This window comes from Subtercola sp. RTI3 (genome assembly GCF_035018625.1).
Classification (GTDB): Bacteria; Actinomycetota; Actinomycetes; order Actinomycetales; family Microbacteriaceae; genus Subtercola; species Subtercola vilae.
This window is the reverse complement of sequence record NZ_JASJXO010000064.1, coordinates 1-19,071: the sequence shown is the minus strand read 5'-3', so window position 1 is coordinate 19,071 and position 19,071 is coordinate 1. Positions and strand designations below refer to the sequence as shown.

General features: G+C 66.6%; 18 protein-coding genes, 1 tRNA gene and 1 pseudogene. 17 read left to right on the top strand and 3 right to left on the bottom strand.

Features of this window, described 5'->3' with window-relative positions; all coding sequences use genetic code 11:
- Window positions 1–162 precede the first annotated feature (162 nt).
- The gene (gene acs / locus QN358_RS17050) at window positions 163–2,244 is read right to left on the bottom strand and encodes an acetate--CoA ligase (protein WP_323513061.1); all 2,082 of its coding nucleotides are present in this window, start codon (window positions 2,242–2,244) and stop codon (window positions 163–165) included.
- Between the two features lie 473 nt (window positions 2,245–2,717).
- Here acs and QN358_RS17045 point away from each other — a divergent pair, with 473 nt between their 5' ends.
- Together QN358_RS17045 and QN358_RS17040 are read left to right on the top strand one after the other, a co-directional pair.
- Entirely contained in the window at window positions 2,718–4,088 is a 1,371-nt protein-coding gene (locus QN358_RS17045; RefSeq protein WP_323513060.1) for a TadA family conjugal transfer-associated ATPase, read from the top strand.
- Window positions 4,063–5,067, top strand: coding sequence for a type II secretion system F family protein (locus QN358_RS17040; protein WP_323513059.1), 1,005 nt, complete (start codon window positions 4,063–4,065; stop codon window positions 5,065–5,067). The genes QN358_RS17045 and QN358_RS17040 overlap by 26 nt, the downstream gene beginning before the upstream one ends.
- A gap of 204 nt (window positions 5,068–5,271) precedes the next feature.
- Here the strand turns inward: QN358_RS17040 and QN358_RS17035 are convergent, their stop codons facing one another.
- The gene (locus QN358_RS17035) at window positions 5,272–5,472 is read right to left on the bottom strand and encodes a hypothetical protein (RefSeq protein ID WP_323513058.1); all 201 of its coding nucleotides are present in this window, start codon (window positions 5,470–5,472) and stop codon (window positions 5,272–5,274) included.
- Between QN358_RS17035 and QN358_RS17030 the strand changes: the two genes are divergently transcribed.
- From QN358_RS17030 to QN358_RS17020, 3 genes are read left to right on the top strand one after another with little or no spacing between them, the layout of a single operon-like run.
- Window positions 5,471–5,644, top strand: a complete 174-nt coding sequence (locus QN358_RS17030; RefSeq protein ID WP_136642979.1) for a DUF4244 domain-containing protein — start codon at window positions 5,471–5,473, stop codon at window positions 5,642–5,644. The genes QN358_RS17035 and QN358_RS17030 overlap by 2 nt on opposite strands.
- A gap of 4 nt (window positions 5,645–5,648) precedes the next feature.
- A complete protein-coding gene (locus tag QN358_RS17025; RefSeq protein WP_323513057.1) occupies window positions 5,649–6,014 on the top strand; it encodes a TadE family type IV pilus minor pilin in 366 nt (121 codons plus the stop codon).
- Window positions 6,015–6,058: 44 nt separating this feature from the next.
- On the top strand, window positions 6,059–6,409 hold the full coding sequence (locus tag QN358_RS17020) for an Rv3654c family TadE-like protein (protein ID WP_323513056.1): 351 nt from the start codon (window positions 6,059–6,061) through the stop codon (window positions 6,407–6,409).
- 87 nt (window positions 6,410–6,496) lie between these two features.
- Here QN358_RS17020 and QN358_RS17015 read toward each other — a convergent pair whose 3' ends face one another.
- Window positions 6,497–6,769: a hypothetical protein gene (locus tag QN358_RS17015; protein ID WP_136642982.1), complete on the bottom strand. Its 273-nt coding sequence runs from the start codon at window positions 6,767–6,769 to the stop codon at window positions 6,497–6,499.
- A 249-nt stretch (window positions 6,770–7,018) separates the two neighbouring features.
- Here QN358_RS17015 and topA point away from each other — a divergent pair, with 249 nt between their 5' ends.
- From topA to folD, 12 genes and pseudogenes are all read left to right on the top strand, one after another.
- On the top strand, window positions 7,019–9,985 hold the full coding sequence (topA, locus tag QN358_RS17010) for a type I DNA topoisomerase (protein WP_323513055.1): 2,967 nt from the start codon (window positions 7,019–7,021) through the stop codon (window positions 9,983–9,985).
- Entirely contained in the window at window positions 9,982–10,599 is a 618-nt protein-coding gene (gene tmk, locus QN358_RS17005) for a dTMP kinase (RefSeq protein ID WP_136642984.1), read from the top strand. The genes topA and tmk overlap by 4 nt, the downstream gene beginning before the upstream one ends.
- Window positions 10,600–10,635: 36 nt before the next feature.
- On the top strand, window positions 10,636–11,835 hold the full coding sequence (locus QN358_RS17000) for a DNA polymerase III subunit delta' (RefSeq protein WP_323513054.1): 1,200 nt from the start codon (window positions 10,636–10,638) through the stop codon (window positions 11,833–11,835).
- Complete coding sequence (locus QN358_RS16995; RefSeq protein WP_323513053.1) at window positions 11,832–13,403, top strand: alpha/beta hydrolase; 1,572 nt, start codon at window positions 11,832–11,834, stop codon at window positions 13,401–13,403. Before QN358_RS17000 ends, QN358_RS16995 begins: the two co-directional genes overlap by 4 nt.
- 118 nt (window positions 13,404–13,521) lie before the next feature.
- Window positions 13,522–14,178: a TetR family transcriptional regulator gene (locus QN358_RS16990; RefSeq protein WP_323513052.1), complete on the top strand. Its 657-nt coding sequence runs from the start codon at window positions 13,522–13,524 to the stop codon at window positions 14,176–14,178.
- Window positions 14,179–14,212: 34 nt separating this feature from the next.
- A tRNA-Thr gene (locus tag QN358_RS16985) sits at window positions 14,213–14,288 on the top strand.
- 25 nt (window positions 14,289–14,313) lie between these two features.
- The gene (locus QN358_RS16980; protein ID WP_323513051.1) at window positions 14,314–15,300 is read left to right on the top strand and encodes a Gfo/Idh/MocA family oxidoreductase; all 987 of its coding nucleotides are present in this window, start codon (window positions 14,314–14,316) and stop codon (window positions 15,298–15,300) included.
- Window positions 15,301–15,395: 95 nt separating this feature from the next.
- Window positions 15,396–15,548, top strand: coding sequence for a hypothetical protein (locus QN358_RS16975; protein ID WP_323513050.1), 153 nt, complete (start codon window positions 15,396–15,398; stop codon window positions 15,546–15,548).
- 26 nt (window positions 15,549–15,574) lie between these two features.
- A pseudogene (locus tag QN358_RS16970) lies at window positions 15,575–16,153 on the top strand (isochorismatase family protein); the annotation flags it as partial.
- A gap of 122 nt (window positions 16,154–16,275) precedes the next feature.
- Window positions 16,276–17,139 carry an RNA methyltransferase gene (locus QN358_RS16965; RefSeq protein WP_323513049.1) on the top strand — a complete coding sequence of 288 codons (864 nt, stop codon included), beginning with the start codon at window positions 16,276–16,278 and terminating at the stop codon, window positions 17,137–17,139.
- 79 nt (window positions 17,140–17,218) lie between these two features.
- Window positions 17,219–18,136 carry a formyltetrahydrofolate deformylase gene (gene purU / locus QN358_RS16960; RefSeq protein WP_323513048.1) on the top strand — a complete coding sequence of 306 codons (918 nt, stop codon included), beginning with the start codon at window positions 17,219–17,221 and terminating at the stop codon, window positions 18,134–18,136.
- Between the two features lie 10 nt (window positions 18,137–18,146).
- Window positions 18,147–19,034 carry a bifunctional methylenetetrahydrofolate dehydrogenase/methenyltetrahydrofolate cyclohydrolase FolD gene (gene folD / locus QN358_RS16955; protein ID WP_136642864.1) on the top strand — a complete coding sequence of 296 codons (888 nt, stop codon included), beginning with the start codon at window positions 18,147–18,149 and terminating at the stop codon, window positions 19,032–19,034.
- Window positions 19,035–19,071 lie beyond the last annotated feature (37 nt).

The window sequence follows — 19,071 nt, the reverse complement described above, 5'->3', positions numbered from 1 at the left end:
CCCCCGCCCCCCTCTCGCTCGCGTCTCATCGACTCGGCAAAGTTTGCGGGTGATAGAGCCGCGCACCCGCAGACTTCGCCGACTCGGCGGCGGGAGAGGGCGACCGACCGCCAAGACGGGCGTCGGCCGGGCGGAGGGGCGGCGGGGCTGGCGGAGTGGCGGTCAGCGTGCGATGCTGCCGCTGATGATGTTCATCACCTGGGTGTCGGCGAGGGTGGTGGTGTCGCCGATCTCGCGGCCCTCGGCGAGGTCGCGTAGCAGGCGGCGCATGATCTTGCCCGAGCGCGTCTTGGGCAGCTCGGCGACAATGAACACCTGCCGGGGCCTGGCGATCGCGCCGATCTGGGTTGCGACGTGAACGCGCAGTTCGGCTGACAGCACATCGATCTCCTGCACCAGATCGCCTTCCTGGCTGGCCCGAACGATGACGAAGGCAACGACAGCCTGGCCCGTGGTCTCGTCTGACGCGCCGACGACGGCGGCTTCGGCCACGCGCGGATGCGATACGAGAGACGACTCGATCTCGGCCGTCGAGAGGCGGTGGCCCGACACGTTCATCACGTCATCGACGCGGCCGAGCAGCCAGATGTCGCCGTCGCGGTCGAGGCGGGCACCGTCTCCGGCGAAATAACGGCCAGGGAACTGGCTGTAGTAGGTCTCGACGAAGCGGTCGGGGTCACCCCAGATTCCGCGGAGCATCGACGGCCAGGGCTCGGCAACGACCAGCAGGCCACCGGAGTTCTTCGGTACAGGGTTGCCCTGGTCATCCAGAACCTGAATGTCGAGGCCGGGCAGCGGCACCTGCGCCGAGCCGGGCTTCAAGGTGGTGACGCCTGGGAGCGCGCTGATCATGATGGCGCCCGTCTCGGTCTGCCACCAGGTGTCGACGATGGGGGTCGTGCCGCCGCCGATGACGTCGCGGTACCAGACCCACGCCTCGGGGTTGATCGGTTCGCCCACCGAGCCGAGCAGGCGCAGGCTCGTGAGGTCGAATGCGTCGGGAATCTGCCGGCCGAGTTTCATGAAGGTGCGGATGGCCGTGGGGGCCGCGTACAGGATGCTGACCTTGTATTTTTCGATGATCTCCCACCAGCGGCCCGGGTGCGGGACGTCGGGAGTGCCCTCGTAGATGACCTGGGTGGCACCGTTCGCCAGCGGGCCGTAGACGACGTAGGTGTGGCCGGTGATCCAGCCGACGTCGGCGGTCGACCAGTAGACGTCGGTTTCGGGATGCAGGTCGAAGACGTTCTTGTGGGTGAAGGCGGCCTGGGTGAGGTAGCCGCCGCTGGTGTGCAGGATGCCCTTGGGTTTGCCGGTCGTGCCGCTGGTGTACAGGATGAAGAGGGGATTCTCTGCGGGAAACGGCTGTGCTTCGTGCTCGGGGTTGGCATTCGCCAGCTCGTCGTGCCACCAGAGGTCGAGGTCGGGGTTCCAGTCGACGGGGTTGTTGCCGCGTTTGACGACGAGCACGTTGGTGACGGTGTGGGTGCCGGGGGTGGTGTCGCCTGTGCCTGTTGCCGTGTTCGTGCCGGGCAGGGCGAGTGCGGCATCCACAGCCGGTTTGAGGGGGGAGACCTTGCCTTTGCGCCACCCGCCGTCGGCCGTGATGACGAGTTTTGCGCTCGCGTCGTCGATGCGGGCGCGGAGGCTTTCGGCGCTGAAGCCGCCGAAGACCACCGAGTGCACGGCGCCGATGCGGGCGACGGCCAGCATCGAGATGAGGGCTTCGGGAATCATCGGCAGGTAGATGGCGACGCGGTCGCCCTGGCCGATACCGAGACTGATCAGCACATTCGCTGCCTTCTTGACCTCGGCCGTGAGCTCGGAGTAGGTGAAGCTGCGGCTGTCACCGGGTTCACCCTCCCAGTTCAGTGCGATGCGGTCACCGTTGCCGGCCTTGACGTGTCGGTCGAGGCAGTTGTAAGCCACATTCAGCGTGCCGTCGTCGAACCATTTGGCGAACGGGGGGTTCGACCAGTCAAGTGTTCTGGTGAACGGGGTGTGCCAGTGCAGAAGCGCCTTCGACTGCTCGCCCCAGAATGCGGGCCGGTCGCCGGATGCCCGCTCGTAGAGTTCTTCGGTCGCGACAGCGGTGGCACGAAACTCGTCGCTGGGCGCGAAACGGCGGGTTTCGTGCAGGAGGTTGTCGATGTTCGTGCCGGCGGGGGTGGTGTGGGTGTCGCGGGTGTCGGTTTGTGTGTCGGCCGGGGTGGTGCTCGTGCTGGTGCTCGTCTTTGAGGTCATGGTGCTCCTTCGCTTCCACAAGGATGCTAGTGGGTTTCAGAATGGGGCACGCCAGGTTGCGGCGAATTGCGGGTGGCCCCCGTTCTTTCGTGGAGTACCCCAGTTCGAGTTTTTTTCTGAGAATCTTCTGAAATCGACCGCGTTCGATTTGCGGCCATGTTTCGGATGGGTAAACTCTTTTCTACCAAGCTGATTCTGGTTTGGATGCAACGCAATACTGATTCCCCCCAATCATGCGTTGCTACGGCGGCACCTTTTCCCCCAATAGGTGCCGCCCCCTTCAGTTAACCGGTAGTTTGCGGTTCGCCGCCGCGATGGCGTCCTCTGCCGTCGGTTGTCGCGAGGCTTGGCCCGTCGCGGAGTCTGTGGGGTTGCTCTGGGGCTTCTCCTCCACAGCGAGCACCCCGAGCAGTCTCTGCACAGTTCGCGGGCTCCCGCATACTCGAAGCGCTGCCCACTCGTACGGTCGGCACATGGCAGAAACGGTTGACAGCAGGTATGTGGCGCGCCGGCGCCCTCTTCCCGGGCGCGCGGGCTCCGACGAATTCGGGCCCCTCGCGCGTTTCGTGCGAGACGAGAGCATCACCGACATCTTCGTCAACGGCCCCGACGACCTCTGGGTCGACCGCGGTTCAGGCCTCGAGCGTGCCGACGATTGGCAGTGCCCCAGCGAAGCCGAGCTCCGCGCCTTGGCCGTGCGACTCGTGGCGCTCGGTGGCCGCCACATCGATGAGGCTCACCCGTGCGTTGACGTTCGGCTGCACGACTCCATTCGCCTACACGCGGTGCTGCCGCCCGTGGCGCCACGGGGCACCCTGCTGTCGATTCGCATACCGGCCCTCTCGATGCTGCACCTCGATGAACTCGAGCTGGCTGGGTTCTTCGGGTCGCCCGCCATTCGGCTGCTCGTCGACGAAGCGGTGGCGAAACGCTCGAACATGCTCGTCACCGGTGCAGGTGGGGCCGGTAAGACGACCTTCCTGTCGGCGCTGCTGGCCAGTGCGCCGAAGGAGGAACGCATCGTCGCGATCGAAGACGTCGCCGAGCTGAGGGTCGACCATCCACATTTCGTCTCTCTCGAAGCGAGGCAGCCGAACCTCGAAGGGGCGGGTGGCATCGGGCTCGACCGGCTGCTGAGAGAAGCGCTCCGGATGCGGCCCGATCGCCTGGTGCTCGGCGAGTGCCGCGGGGCCGAGATACGGGAGCTGCTGTCGGCGCTGAACACCGGCCACGATGGCGGCGCCGGAACCCTGCACGCCAACTCGCTGCTCGATGTGGCGACGCGCATCGAGGCGCTCGGCGCGCTCGCGGGGTTGAGCCCCGAGGCCGTGGCCCGGCAGGCGGTGAGTGCGATTCACATGATCTTCCACGTCGAGCGCCGAGCTGAAGGGCGGCGGTTGACCCAGGTGGGCCGGTTCGAGCTCGACGGGCAGGGGCGGTTGCGCGTTCGGGAGGTGCGGCCTTCGGGGCAGGAGGTGGTCCCTTCGGGGCAGGAGGTGCTCCTTTCGGGTCATCAGGCGCACAGCGCGGGCCGTGAGTCTCTGCCCGTCGAGGGCAAGACGCCACCCATCGGGCGGGAGGGGCGCCGTAGACCTGCGGAGGTGCTGCCCGTGGGTGACCGGGCGTACCGCGCGGGCCGGGAGGCGTCGCTCGTGGGCGGGGAGGCGGCGTCTGCCAATGATGGCGCCATCGGCGACCGCGCTATGGGTGTACCCATGCCACCCCTTCGCGTGATGGGGCTGGTTGCCGGGGCATCTCCGGGGCTGCCGGAGGAGAGGGCGTCCCCGCTTGCCGAGGGCGTGCCGCTCGCCTTTCTGAGTGGCCGGCGGGGGCGGCACGGCTAGGCGGGGTGGCGCCACCAGGCGGGGCGCCACGGCGGTCGGCCACGGCCAGGTCGACGAGGTTGCCGCCGTCGTGCAGCGGCTTGCCGTTCTGCTTGAGGCCGGTGTCGCCCCGACGAATGCGTGGGGCTATCTCGCCGAAGGGGCCGGGCGAGCCGCGGTCGGGCGACGCGGTTCGGTTGCGAGCGCGGTCGGGCTGATCGCGCGGGCGGTGCAGGCGGGGGTTGCTGCTGACAGGGCGATCGGCTCCGCATCGAAGGTCGGAGACCCCAGAACACGCCAGGCCTGGCTGGTGCTTGCCGCCGCCTGGCAGGTCGCGAGCGTGAGCGGAGCCCCGCTCGCGATCTGTCTGCGCGAAGTGGCGCGCACACTGCTCGAAGTGGGAGAGGTGCACCGATCGATCGACGTCGCACTGGCGGCTCCCATCGCGACCGCCCGGCTCATGGTCTTCCTTCCCCTGGTGGGCATCGGGATCGGCGCGCTGATGGGGTTCGACTCTCTGCACACGCTTTTCGCGACTCCGCCCGGCGTGGCCTGCCTGGTGGCGGGAGTCGGCTTGCTCGTGGTGTCCCGGCGGTGGAACTCAGCCCTGGTGCGCGCTGCCCAACCGAAAACCATGGTGGCGGGGGTGGCTGTGGAACTGATGGCGGTGGCGATGGGTGGTGGGGCATCCGTCGACCGGGCTCGGCAGGTGATGACCGACGCGCTCGAGCTGTACGGCCTGCGCGAGCCGGGTGCAGGTGAGCAAGTGGATGCTGTGGTCGAGCTCTCCCGTCGTGCGGGTGTTCCTGCGGCCGAACTGTTGCGGGCCGAGGCGGCTCAGGTTCGTCGGGCCGCCGTCACCGCCAGCCAGAAGAGGGCGGCTGCACTTTCGGTGCGGCTGATGGTTCCGCTCGGACTCTGCGTGCTGCCCGCCTTCATGCTGCTCGGCGTTGCTCCGCTGCTGCTGGCCGTGATCACATCGACCTTCTCGGCCCTGTGAGAGTGGGCCGTTGGCTCCGCCGGGATTCCGGATTGCGCAGAAGAAATTCGGTGACGGTGACGGAGGTGGCGGTGCCCGGCGTTGGTGGTGGCGGTGCGCGGCGTTGGTGGTCGTGCTGCGCTTACGAATTGACCGCTGCGTGCACCGCGGCCCCGCTAGCACGGGTGCGTATCTCCTCCACAATGCGCGCCTTGGCTCGAGTTTCTACCGATCCGGGGTTGGCCGACGAATGCAGCTCGCGCCGGGGCGAAAGTGGAGTCGTCCGGTGAGAAACGACGAGCAGGGAGCACGAATGAGCAGGGTGAAATGGTCGGCGACAGCGAGGGAGTGGGCGACAGCGAGGGCGAGTGCGACAGCGAGGGCGAGGGCGACGGCGAGGGTCGGCAATTTCGTCAGAGGGATCATGATCGGCGCGAACGAGGCACTGCACGACGATCTGGGGTCGGCGACGGCCGAGTACGCGATAGCCACGATGGCGGCCGTCGGGTTTGCTGGGGTGTTGGTGGTCATCCTGCGAGGCGACGAGGTGCACGCGATGCTGGCCGACATCGTGCGACACGCGCTGACGGTGGGCTGACCGCATGCACAGGTTGAGACTGCGCGCGCTGGTTCGGGATGACCGGGGTATGGTCACGGCCGAACTCGCAGCCGCGCTGCCGGCCGTTGTGCTGGTGCTCGTGCTGGCGCTGGGGGCGCTGCAGGCCTCGGGGTTGCAGGTTCGCGTGGTCGATGCCGCGGCGGTTGCCGCGCGCAGTCTCGGCCGCGGTGATTCGCCGGGCGACGCCGAGGGGCGGGTGACGGCTCTGATCGGGCCGCACGAGCTTTCGAGCGGTGTCGATGGCGAGTTCGTCTGCGTGAGAGTTGCAGCCCCGGTTGTGTTCGTCGCCGGCCGCGTGCTGGGGCTTGAGGTATCGGCTCGATCGTGTGCGTTGACGGGTGGGCGATGAGAATGCGGAGGGGGAGCGCGCAGAGAGGGAGCGCGCGGCGGGCGTTGGCCGATGAGACGGGAGCGGGTTCGGTGCTCTGCGTGGCGATTGTCGCGGTGGTTCTGCTTGTGGCCGGGTTGCTGCTGTCTGTGACGAATGCCCTGGCGGTGAAGCACCAGGTTCAGACTTCGGCCGATGCGGCGGCGATCGCGGCGGCCGATGTTGCGGCCGGGGTTGTGTCTGGGTATCCCTGCGAGGTGGCGGCAGCAGTTGCTGAGAGAGAGGGCGTGGTTCTGGCCTCGTGCCAGATGAAGGGAATGGTCGCCGAGGTCACGGCATCGCGTGTGGTGCTCGGAATCGAGGTCGACGCCAGGTCGCGGGCGGGTCCAGCCGAAGGCCGAGCCCCGCCCGTTTGAGAGCCGAAGGCCGAGCCCCGCCCGTTTGAGAGCCGACGGCGCCCTGAGCCTTTTCGGCGCGGGGTGCCGAGCCCGGCCCGACGGGTTCTACTCGAAGATGGCCTGCACGAAGCGGTACTCCACCGCGGTCGGGCGTGCCGGGCGTGCGGGTGACGACCCGTTCGATGAGCTGGCGTCGTCGCTGCCGTACTCGAAACCGTTGCCCCTGATATAGAGGTACTGTTTGGCGGGCGAATCGGTGGGAATGGTGATGCGGGGTTGAGGCTCGCCCCCGTTTGTGAAACCGGTACGGATGGTTTTGCCCTCGAGAGGCCCGTCGGTCAGCTTTGCGGTGTAGCTCTCAGATGTGGTTGTCGACACTGTGGTCAACTCCTTTCTTTCACGCTCTGCATTGAGCGTCAGCCTTCATCATCCTCCCGAAGCGGCAGAACGCAACCGGGTGAGCTTTCAGGTTCACTGAGCGTTGCCTGACTGTTGAATTAGGTGTTGACGGGTTGATGGTGTGTATGGTGTGCCTGATGGGCCCGTGTGTTCATCAGGCTGGTCACTGCTTCTTACCCTTTATAGGCAGCGTCAAGCCGCAGCAATTCTTAAACCGCAGGGAGCAGAGTGCCAGGCCCGAGAAAGCTCGTCATCGTCGAGTCACCCACCAAGGTGAAGTCCATCGCGCAGTACCTGGGCGAAGGGTATGAGGTTCAGGCCTCAGTAGGTCACATTCGCGACCTCGTCGAGCCAAAGAACCTGCCGCCCGAGCTGAAGAAAGGCTCGCTCGGCAAGTTCTCCGTCGACGTCGAAAACGGCTTCGCTCCCTATTACGTGGTGTCTGCTGAGAAGCGGAAGACGGTCGCCGAGCTGAAGAAAGCGCTCGCGAACGCCGACGAGCTCTACCTCGCAACTGATGAAGACCGCGAGGGCGAAGCCATCGCGTGGCACCTGCTCGAAGTGCTGAAACCGAAAGTTCCGGTGCGGCGCATGGTGTTCCACGAGATCACGAAAGAGGCCATCGAGCACGCCAGAGACAACACCCGTGACATCGACGAGGCCCTCGTCGATGCGCAGGAGACCCGCCGAATCCTCGACCGTCTCTACGGCTACGAGATCTCGCCGGTGCTGTGGCGGAAGGTCGGCCCCGGCCTCTCGGCGGGCCGCGTGCAGTCTGCCGCGACGCGCCTTGTTGTCGAGCGCGAACGTGAGCGCCTCGCCTTCACCGCCGCGAGCTACTGGGATCTGAACGCCGTACTGGCCGACGCCACCGCGCGTGACGTCACGTCGGCCGACAGCGTGCACTTCGGTGCTCGGTTGGTTCGGGTCAACGGTGAGCGCATCGCCACCGGCCGCGACTTCGACGAGTCGGGTCAGCTGAAGAGCAAGGCGAGCATGCTGAGCGAGCCTCAGGCTCGCGCCCTGGCTGATGCTCTCGCAGACCCGCAGGTGGGCATCCACGTGTCGAATGTCGAGTCGAAGCCGTACACCCGGCGACCGGCAGCGCCGTTCACCACCTCGACGCTGCAGCAGGAAGCCGCGCGCAAGCTCCGCTTCTCGGCACGCCAGACCATGAGCGTGGCGCAGTCGCTGTACGAGAACGGGTACATCACCTACATGCGAACCGACTCTCCGTCGCTGTCGCAGCAGGCCTTGAACGCGGCGCGCACGCAGGCCCGCGCCCTGTACGGCGCCGAAACCGTTCCCGACAAGCCCCGCCTCTACACGGGTAAGGGCAAGAATGCCCAAGAGGCCCACGAGGCCGTGCGCCCGGCAGGCGAGACATTCAAGACGCCCTCGCAGGTCGCCGGTGTTCTGCGTGGCAACGACTTCAGGCTCTACGAACTCATCTGGAAGCGAACCGTCGCCTCCCAGATGGCAGACGCCAAGGGTTCGACGGCTTCGGTGACCATCGAAGCGGGCCCGACCCCGGTTGAGGGTTTCACGAAGACGACCACCGCCGAGTTCTCGGCGAGCGGTACCGTCATCACGTTCCGCGGCTTCATGCTCGCCTACGAAGAGAGCCAGGACGAAGAGCGAAACGCCCCCACCGAGCCCACCGAGTCGAAGCTACCGCCGCTGACAAAGGGCCAGGCCCTCACCGCGGTCAGTGTGGATGCGGCCGGTCACGAGACCAGCCCGCCCCCGCGCTACACCGAGGCCAGCCTGGTGAAGACGCTCGACGAGCTCGGAATCGGGCGCCCCTCCACATACGCCTCTATCATCTCGACGATCATCGACCGCGGCTATGTCACGCCGCGCGGCCAGGCGCTCGTGCCCAACTGGATCGCCTTCTCAGTGGTGCGCCTGCTCGAGGAGTATTTCGGCGAACTCGTCGACTACGACTTCACCGCAGAGCTCGAGTCAGACCTCGACAAGATCGCCGGCGGCGAAGAAGACCGCATCGACTGGTTGAACGGTTTCTACTTCGGCACCGAAGGCCACAAAGGTCTGCGCGATGTCATCGACAACCTCGGCGACATCGACGCGCGGGCGATCAACTCGATCGCGCTGTCAGACGACATCACCCTGCGTATCGGCAAATACGGCCCCTATCTCGAGGTGCTCGAAGACGTCGACACGGCCACCGGTGAGGTCACGCCGCCCCGGCGCGTGAACATTCCGCCGGAGTTGGCACCGGATGAACTGACCCTCGCCAAGGCCCAAGAACTCATCGACGCCCCCGTCGTCACCGACCGCGTCATCGGCATCAACCCCGAGAACGGCAAAAGCATCGTGGCGAAAGACGGCCGTTTCGGCCCCTACGTCACCGAGCTCGAACCCGAACCGGTAGTCGACATGGAGGCCACGGTCGCGCTCGCCGCCGCCACGGCGGGCCTGCTCGCCGACCCCGCCGCAGCGCCGATAGCCGAGCCGGCAACCGTCACCAAGCCGCTGACCAAGGCTGCCGCAGCGAAGGCTGCGAAAGCCGCCGCAGCAGCCGCGCTGGCCGGAGAGGCCGCCCCGGCGGTCGACTCCAAAACCAAGGCTCCCGCAAAGAAACCGGCCGCCAAGAAGGCTGCTGCCCTGCCCAAAGCCCGCACGGCATCGCTGTTCAAGACGATGGATCTCGCAGCCATCGACCTCGACACCGCGTTGAAGCTGCTGTCGCTGCCCCGCACCGTGGGCGACGATCCCGAGCTCAGCGAAACGATCACGGCGCAGAACGGCAAGTTCGGCCCGTACCTGAAGCGCGGCACCGACACCCGGTCGCTCGAGAGCGAAGACCTCATCTTCGAGATCGACCTGCCAGGAGCACTGGAGTTGTTCGCGCAGCCGAAGTATGGCGCTCGCCGGGCATCCAGCGCCCTCAAAGACTTCGACGAGCCCGACCCCGAGAGCGGCAAGCCCATCAAGATCAAAGACGGCCGGTTCGGCGCCTACGTGACTGACGGTGTGACGAATGCCACGATTCCGAAGGCCGAGACGATCGAGGAGATCGACTTCGACCGCGCTGTGCAGCTGCTCGCTGACAAGCGCGCGAAGGGCCCGGCCAAGCCGAAGGTCGCCGCGAAGCGCGCCACGACCACGCGGAAGGCGCCCGCACGCAAGGCTGCTCCCAAGGCAGCCACGAAGGCCGCCCCCAAGAAGTGACGGGTCTCTTCGTCACGATCGAGGGCGGCGACGGTGTGGGCAAATCGACCCAGGCCGCGCTGCTCGAGGAGTGGCTCACGGCGGCGGGGCGCACGGTTGTGCGCACGCGCGAACCCGGGGGCACCGATTTCGGGCTCGAGGTACGCGAAATCGTGCTGCACAGCCGCGGGCACATTACGGCGCGAGCCGAGGCGCTGCTCTACGCAGCAGACCGGGCGCAGCACATTGCCACGAAGGTTCGTCCTGCGCTCGAGGCGGGCGATGTGGTGATTCAAGACCGCTACATCGACTCATCGGTCGCCTACCAGGGTGCCGGTCGGGTGCTCGGCGGCGACGACATCAGAAGACTCTCAGAGTGGGCGACCGAAGACCTGGTGCCCGACCTGACGATTCTGCTCGACCTCGACGAGACAGCGGCTCGCGCGCGATTGAACAGTGACAACAAGCGTTTTGATCGGCTTGAGGCCGAGAAAAACGACTTTCATCGCCGCGTACGTGACTCCTTCCTCGCAATTGCCGCGGAGAACCCTCACCGGTTTCTGGTTGTCGATGCGGCCCAGCCACCGATGGTCATCGCCAGGCTCATTCGCGAACGGCTCGAGCCCCTGCTCTGAACGCTGATTGTCAGCACCGCCGGGTAGGTTGTCTGTATGAGCGTGTGGGATGAACTGACGGGCCAGTCGGAGGCCATCGATGTGTTCCGTGCTGCCGCCAGCGGCGCGGCGGCGCCCGTCGACCACACCGCAACCCATGCCTCCACCGGCTCGGGCGCCATGACGCATTCGTGGTTGATCACCGGCCCGCCCGGTTCGGGCCGGTCGAATCTCGCGTATGCCTTCGCCGCGGCCCTGCTCTGCCGCAACGGCGGCTGCGGCGTCTGCGCAGACTGCCGCCAGGTGGCGGCCCGCACGCATCCCGACCTCGCCGTTCTCAGCACAGACCGCGTCATCATCTCGATCGAAGAGGTTCGCACCCTCGTCTCGAGTTCGCAGTACTCGCCCTCGGTCTCCCGCTACCGCGTGATGGTCATCGAAGACGCCGACCGCATGGCCGAGCGAACCTCGAACGTTCTGTTGAAGGCGCTCGAAGAGCCGCCCGAGCGTACGGTGTGGATCCTGTGCGCCCCCAGCGAAGCCGACCTCCTGCCAACGGTACGGTCGCGGGTGCGTTCGGTGCGGCTGCGGGTGCCGAGCGCCACTGACGTGGCCGGTCTGCTCGAACGGCGCGACGGCGTCGAGCCGGAGACGGCGGTTCGTGCGGCCCGCGAGGCGCAGAGCCACATCGGTATGGCGCACCGGCTCGCGACGAATGTCGATGCACGTCAGAGGCGCGCGTCGACGCTCGACGTGGCCCTGGGCATCCGGAGCGTACCCGATGCGATCATGGGCGCGGCCCGCCTGCTCGAGCTCGCGAAGGCCGATGCCGAGGCCATCACCGAAGAGCGCGATGCCGAAGAGCGCGAGAGCACCCTGCGAAGCCTCGGTGTCGAGCCCGGCCAGGCCGTACCCGCTGCCCTGCGGTCTCAGGTGAAGACGCTCGAAGAAGACCAGAAGCGTCGCGCGACGCGAAGCCTGCGCGACGGTATCGACCGCATTCTCGTCGACCTGCTCTCGCTCTACCGCGACGCCCTGCTCATTCAGCTGGGCGCCGGCCTCGAACTCATCAACGTGGCGATTCAGGGCGAGCTCGACGCGTTGGCTGAGCGCACAGAGCCGGCCGAGACGCTCGCCGTCATGGATGCCATTGCCATCGCTCGTCGCCGCATCTCGCACAACGTCACGCCGGCCCTCTCGCTCGAGGCCATGCTGATCACCCTGACTCACAGCACCAACCGAAAGGCAACACCGTGACCGCACTGTCGTCGAAACGTGGCCAACGCACCCTCGGCATCGTTGCCGTGGCAGCCGCAGCCGCCCTGGTTCTCACCGGATGCTCGACCTGGTTCGGCTCCGGCACGGGCAGTGCCACGGGCCAACCTGCCGCGGGGTCTTCGCCCACCGGTGAAGACGTGGCCGCCAACCTGAAACCCTTCTACGACCAGACTCTCTCGTGGAGCGACTGCGGAGGTGGTTTTCAGTGCGCGAAAGCGACGATGCCGCTCGACTGGGCGAAACCCGGTTCTGACACCATCTCTATTGCGCTCATCAAGCAGCCGGCCAAGGGCAGCACGCGCCTCGGCACGCTCTTCGTGAACCCGGGCGGCCCCGGCGTCTCGGCCATCGACTTCGTGAAGGGCAACGTCGATTTCGCCGTCGACCCGTCGCTGCAGCAGCAGTACGACATCGTGGGCTTCGATCCGCGCGGGGTCGGCGCGTCGACGGCCGTCTCCTGTGTCACAGCGAAGCAGATGGACTCGTACCTCTACGACATCACCCCCGGCGCGCACGGCTCGGCCGAGTGGATCGCTGCGGCCACAGCGACGGCGAAGGCCTTCGGCGCTGGCTGCGCGAGCGGCACCGGCGCGCTTCTCGGCCGCATCGACACCGAGAGTACGGTTCGTGACCTCGACGCGCTCCGGGCGGCGGTCGGCGACGCTGGCCTCAACTATCTCGGCTACTCGTACGGCACGTTCATTGGCGGCGAGTACGCGAACCTCTTCCCGAAGAAGGTCAACCGCCTCGTGCTCGATGGGGTCGTCGACCCCACCTCGACCGGGTTCGACTCGACCATCGGCCAGGCGAAGGGCTTCGAGGGGGCGCTCCGGGCATACCTCGCCGATTGCCTCGCCGGTTCGAACTGCCCCTTCTCCGGCACTGTCGACACGGCCGCGGCCCAGGTCACCACGCTGTTGAAAGCGGTCGATACCAGCCCCATTCGCGCCGCCGACGGTCGCCAGCTGGGCTCGTCGAGCCTTCTTACGGCCATCTTCTACCCGCTGTACGCCAAGTCGAGTTGGCCGTACCTGTCGCAGATGATCGCTGAAGTGAAGCAGGGCAAGGCCGACATCGCCTTCCAGCTCGCCGATGCGTACAACGGCCGAAACTCCGACGGTACGTACCAGAACAACCAGACCGAGGCTTTCACCGCCATCAACTGCCTTGACTACCCGGCGGTCACCGATGCGGCAACCATCGCGAAGCAGAACAGCGAGCTCGTTGCGGCCTCTCCCACCTTCGGCCCCTGGTGGACGTATGGCGACATCGGCTGCGCGGCCTGGCCTGTGCCCGCCACGCGGACTCCGGCTCCGATCAGTGATGTGGGTGCCCCGACCATCCTCGTGGTGGGTACCACCGACGACCCCGCGACACCGTACACCGACGCTCAGTCGGTGGCGAAGCAGCTCACCGGGTCGCAGCTGATCACGTACGTTGGCGAGGGTCACACCGCCTACGGCACGTCGTCGTGCGTTCACAAGATCGTCGACGACTACTTCTTGACCGGCACCGCGCCCACTTCAGACCCGCGGTGCACGACCTGATGCGCGGCGCGATGCACGACCTGATGCACGACCTGATGGCTGCCCCGCTGCCCGACGCGATGTGCCCAGTTGCCGACAAAGACACCGAAATATTGCGGGGTCTGCAATAATCGATGCCGTGACCCTCACCACCAACGAACCGGCCGCAGCCGAGCCGGGGCTCCGCGAACGCAAACGGCTCGCGACGAGCCGCAGTATTCAGTTGGCCGTTCTCGAACTCAGTCGCGACAGAGGTCTCGACGCCGTGACGGTCGACGAGATCAGCCGACACGCTGACATCTCGCCGCGAACGTTCTTCAACTATTTTCCGTCGAAAGAGGCCGCGGTTCTGGGGGAGACCCCGTTCCGGCTCGAGTCGGAGCAGGTCGAGGCGTTCGTCAGCGCCGGTTCGAACGAACCGATCTTCGACGGGCTGCTGGCGATCATGCACTCGGTCGCCGTGTCAGACACCGCGGATTTCGAGATGCATCAGCTGCGCAAACTGGTCATTCGCGACTATCCGCACCTTCTGATACAACGAATCAGCAGCATGCGCGAATTCGAGGTAGATCTGACCGGCGTCGTGGCCAGGCGGCTGACACATGATGCAGAGAGCGCCACCCATGGCGGCGAAATCCCTGATCCTGCTGCCATTCACGATCACGCCCGGCTCATCACCCTGGTGGCCATCGCGGCCATGAGGCACGCGTGGGGAACCTGGGCAGACAGCTCCGACAGTCGACCGATGTCGGTACTTCTGACCAACTCGTTCGCCGAGCTGCGCACTCTCCTATAAGCTTGCTTGCTGTGTCGGTGCTTGCATCGGCCAGGCCGCCTTAGCTCAGTCGGTAGAGCGATTCACTCGTAATGAATAGGTCATCAGTTCGATTCTGATAGGCGGCCCCAGTTCCAAGTGCAACGGAGATCTTCAATGACGCAGCCTGTTCGATGGGGAATTCTCGGCACCGGCGGCATTGCGTCGGCCTTCGCAACTGATCTCCTGGCAAACGGGTTCGAACTCCGGGCCGTCGGCTCGCGCTCGAACGACTCTGCGGCTGAGTTCGCCAGCCGCTTCGGTGATCCGGTCGCTCACGGCAGCTACGAGGCCCTCGCGGCCGATCCCGATGTCGATGCCATCTACGTGGCCACGCCCCACCCGTTCCATGAAGAGCACGCGCTGCTGGCCATCCGGGGCGGCAAGCACGTGCTGGTCGAGAAGCCGTTCACGTTGAACGAAGCACAGGCCCGCACGCTCGCGCGAGCGGCAGACGAGGCCGGTGTCGTTCTGCTCGAGGCCATGTGGACTCGTTTTCTGCCACACATGGTTCGCATTCGCGAGATCATCGCTGCGGGCACGCTCGGCGAGGTGCGCACGGTTCTTGCCGACCACAATCAGCTGCTCTCGGCTGACCCCGCGCACCGCATGAACAACCCTGCGCTCGGCGGGGGCGCGTTGCTCGACCTCGGCATCTACCCGATCTCGTTCGCCGTCGACATTCTCGGTCTGCCTACACGCGTTCTTGCCTCGTCGTCGCCCACCGCGACCGGTGTCGACCGCTCCACCGCCGTCATTCTCGAGCACGACGGGGGCGCCCAGTCGGTGCTCCACATGGCACTCGACACGGCGGGCCCCAACACCGCAGCGGTCATCGGAACAGCGGCCCGCATCGAGATCGACCGCACCTGGTACGCGCCCACGACGTTTCGCGTCATCGGGCCCGACCACACGATCATCGAAGAGTTCGAGCACTCGGTTCACTCACGAGGCATGCAGTACCAGGCCTGGGAACTCGAGCGACTCGTCGCCGCGGGCGATGGCGAGAGCCCGTTGCTTCCGGTCGGGCAGACCGTGGCCATCATGGGCGTTCTCGACGAGGTGCGTCGCCAGATCGGCCTCGTGTACCCCGGCGGGCTGTAACTCGCCGTTTTTGTAGCGCCGTCTTCTCTGTATCTCAGTAGCTCTGTAGCTCGGTGTTTCTGGGGCTTCAGAGCGGTCGATGATAAATTGACCGGATGCCCGACCGATCGCTGCTGCACCCACGCCGCCCACGCGACCGCCGTCGTGTGCGGGTGACCGGCTTCTGGGTGACCTTCGGCGTTCTGGGCGCTCGCCTGCCTGGCCGGCGGAGCAGCCGTCGCGTCGAGCAGAGCCGAACTGGCGAATGACGAGTCGAAGTCAGAAGGAGCACACCGTGCACAAAGCACTGTTCATCATCGACGTTCAGAACGACTTCACTGAGGGGGGAGCGTTGGCTGTCGAGGGTGGAGGCGCCGTCGCCGACGGTATCTCGCGGCTGCTGGCCGAGCATCCGGAGACCTACGACCTCGTCATCGCCTCGCGCGACTGGCATGACGCCGACAACGACAACGGCGGCCACTTCGCCAGCGGGGCGGCGCCCGACTTCGTGACCACGTGGCCCGTGCACTGTGTCGCCGGAACCCGGGGTGCCGAGTACCACGACGCGCTCACCGTTGATCGCATCGACGTTCATGTGCGAAAGGGGCAGGGGCAGCCCGCGTACTCGATCTACGAGGGAACAACCGACGAGGGGGAATCCGTTCGCCGGATACTCGACGAGCGCGCCATCACCGACATCGACGTCGCGGGCCTTGCGACCGACTACTGCGTACGGGCTTCGGCGCTCGACGCGCTCGCGAACGGCCGGCACGTGCGCATCGTCACCGACCTCGTGGCCGGGGTGGGGGAGCAGTCGTCGGCAGACGCAGTGGACGAGCTCGGGCTCGCGGGCGCCGAGCTGATCACGGCGGCCGAGGTCGACGGCGAGGGTGGCTCTGCGGTTGCCGCCGACATCGAGGCCGACATCGACGCCGACATCGACGCCGACAGTGACAGCGCCACCGACACCGCGGCCCACCCCACAAACGGCACCGCGTGAGCGACCCGCAGCTCATCGAAGTCACCGAGCTCAGCGACCCGCGGCTGGCCGACTACTCGCATCAGACCGATGTCGCACTGCGTAAGGCCCAGGGCACCGAGCACGGGCTCTACCTGGCCGAATCGGCGCTGGTGCTCGAGCGCGCGGTGCGGGCGGGGCATGTTCCGCGGTCGGTGTTGGCGCTCGGCGGCTCGGTTGACGACGCCGTGGCGGCTCTCGGGCCATGGGCGGGCTCGGTACCCATCTTCGTGGGCCCGGGCGAACTGCTGGCCGAGCTGACCGGCTACATTCTGCACCGCGGCATCATCGCCTCGATGAACCGCCCCGCGCTCGTCTCGCCCGCCACGCTGCTTCAGGATGCCCGGTTGGTGGTGATTCTCGAGAACGTCGCCGACCCCACCAACGTGGGCGCCATCTTTCGGTCGGTCGCCGCCATTGGGGCAGATGCGGTTCTGGTGACGCCGAGGTGCTCCGATCCGTTCTATCGGCGCGCGATTCGCGTGAGCATGGGAACGGTGCTGCAGGTGCCGTGGGGTCGCTCCGGTGACTGGGCCGAGCTCGGGCCGCAGCTGCGGGAGAACGGGTTCGACGTGGCGGCGCTGGCGCTCACCGAGGGGGCGGTGTCGCTGCGCGACTTCGCGGCCGAGCGGCGGCGGGCTGCAGCCGCGGCTGCGGGCGCCGGCGACGCTGGAGCACCGCGCCCGAAACTCGCCCTGGTGCTCGGGGCAGAGGGCGACGGTCTCACGCCCGAAGCGCTCGCCGCGGCCGACACGGTGGTGAGCATCCCGATGGCCCACGGCATCGATTCGTTGAACGTCGCCGCAGCGAGTGCGGTGGCGCTGTGGGCGGTTGCAGAGTGAGGCCCGCGCGTCGCTCAGGCCTCGCGAGACCGGATACCGTTAGTACCGACACATTCTTCGCGAAGGAGTACACCCGCTGATGGTGCCCGAAACGCCCGCATTCGCCGCCCGGCCGTTTGCGAACACCGACGCCGTGCGCCAGCCGAGCGACATCGGCCGCCTGAGCATTCAGTGCGCCGACCAGCCCGGCATCGTTGCCGCCGTGGCCGGTTTTCTCGCCGAGCACGGGGCGAACATCGTCGAACTCGGGCAGTTCAGCACCGACTCGGAGAACGGCGAATTCTTTCAGCGCACCGTCTTTCACCTCGCCGGCCTCACCGACGCGCTGGCCGACCTCCAGCGCGACTTCGCCGTGCAGGTCGGTTCGCGGTTCGCCATGAAATACACCTTCACGAGCACAGCTACTCCGAAGCGCGTGGCCATCATGGTGTCGAAGTACGACCACTGTCTGCTCGAACTGCTGTGGCGCAACAAGCGTGGCGACCTCGACATGGAGATCACCGTGGTGGTCTCGAACCATCCCGACCTCGAGGCCGACGTGGCGAGTTTCGGCATTCCGTTCGTGTACATTCCGGTGACGAAAGACACGAAGGCCGAGGCCGAGTCGGCGCAGCTCGAGCTGCTGGCCGGCAAGGTCGACCTCGTGGTCATGGCCCGGTACATGCAGATTCTCTCCGCCGGGTTTCTGTTTAATGTCGGATGCCCGGTGATCAACATCCATCACTCGTTCCTGCCCGCGTTTGCCGGGGCAGGCCCGTATCTCAAGGCCAAAGAGCGCGGAGTGAAGCTCATCGGCGCCACCGCACACTATGCGACGGCCAACCTCGACGAGGGGCCCATCATCGAGCAAGACGTGGTTCGCGTCTCGCACCGTGACGGTGTCGGCGAGCTCGAGCGGCGGGGCGCAGAGGTCGAGCGCAGCGTGCTGGCGCGCGCGGTGCAGTGGCACTGCGAAGACCGCGTGATGACGTTCGGCAATTCCACCACCATCCTGTAGGAGCACCTCCATGACTGCCGTACTCATCGACGGAAAAGCTGTCGCCGCGCGCGTTCGCGCCACCCTGAAAGACGAGGTCGCGGCGTTCACGGCGGCCACGGGCATCCAACCGGGCCTCGCAACAGTGCTGGTGGGGGGCGACCCGGCCAGCGAGGTGTACGTGGCGAGCAAACGTAAATCGTCGGTGGCCGTGGGGCTGGCCGATTTGCACCAGCACCTGCCCGAAGACGCGACCCAGCAGCAGGTTGAAGAGCTTCTTCACCGCCTCGCAGCCGACCCGGCCGTCTCGGGCATTCTGTTGCAGCTGCCGGTACCGGCGCATCTCGACGCGGCGCCGCTCATCGAGCTGATTCCGTTCGAGAAAGACGTCGACGGGCTCACCACCATGAGCGTGGGGCTGCTTGCGCAGAACAAGCCGGGGCTGCGGCCGTGCACGCCGTCGGGCGTGATCGAGCTGCTCGACGCGTACGACGTACCCATCGAGGGTGCGAATGTCGTGGTCATCGGCCGTTCGGAGCTGGTGGGCCGGCCTGTTGCGCAGCTGCTGGTGAACCGCAACGCGACGGTGACGATCACGCACTCGCGCACGAAAGACCTGGCAGCGGTGTGCCGTACTGCCGACATCATCGTGGCCGCGGTCGGAGTGAAAGGGCTGGTCACGGCCGACTTCGTCAAGTCGGGGGCTGCGGTGATCGACGTGGGAATCCACCGCGGGCCCGAGGGGCTCAGCGGCGATGTCGACTTCGCGCCGGCGGCCGAGGTGGCCGGGTTCATCACGCCCGTGCCCGGCGGTGTCGGCCCGATGACCATCGCCATGCTGCTCGGCAACACCCTGCGCGCCGCTCAGCTGCAGCACTCGCTCGCCTCCGCCTCCGCCTCCGCTTCCGCTTCCGCCTGACCGCACCTCCATCCACTCCTGTCTCTTATACACATCT

Excerpts from the sequence above, each read along its gene's own strand:
- acs (WP_323513061.1), bottom strand. The coding sequence starts at position 2,244 with ATGACCTCAAAGACGAGCACCAGCACGAGCACCACCCCGGCCGACACA.
- QN358_RS17045 (WP_323513060.1), top strand. The coding sequence starts at position 2,718 with ATGGCAGAAACGGTTGACAGCAGGTATGTGGCGCGCCGGCGCCCTCTT.
- QN358_RS17030 (WP_136642979.1), top strand. The coding sequence starts at position 5,471 with ATGATCGGCGCGAACGAGGCACTGCACGACGATCTGGGGTCGGCGACG.
- QN358_RS17035 (WP_323513058.1), bottom strand. The coding sequence starts at position 5,472 with ATGATCCCTCTGACGAAATTGCCGACCCTCGCCGTCGCCCTCGCCCTC.
- QN358_RS17025 (WP_323513057.1), top strand. The coding sequence starts at position 5,649 with ATGCACAGGTTGAGACTGCGCGCGCTGGTTCGGGATGACCGGGGTATG.
- QN358_RS17000 (WP_323513054.1), top strand. The coding sequence starts at position 10,636 with ATGAGCGTGTGGGATGAACTGACGGGCCAGTCGGAGGCCATCGATGTG.
- QN358_RS16980 (WP_323513051.1), top strand. The coding sequence starts at position 14,314 with ATGACGCAGCCTGTTCGATGGGGAATTCTCGGCACCGGCGGCATTGCG.
- QN358_RS16975 (WP_323513050.1), top strand. The coding sequence starts at position 15,396 with ATGCCCGACCGATCGCTGCTGCACCCACGCCGCCCACGCGACCGCCGT.
- purU (WP_323513048.1), top strand. The coding sequence starts at position 17,219 with ATGGTGCCCGAAACGCCCGCATTCGCCGCCCGGCCGTTTGCGAACACC.
- folD (WP_136642864.1), top strand. The coding sequence starts at position 18,147 with ATGACTGCCGTACTCATCGACGGAAAAGCTGTCGCCGCGCGCGTTCGC.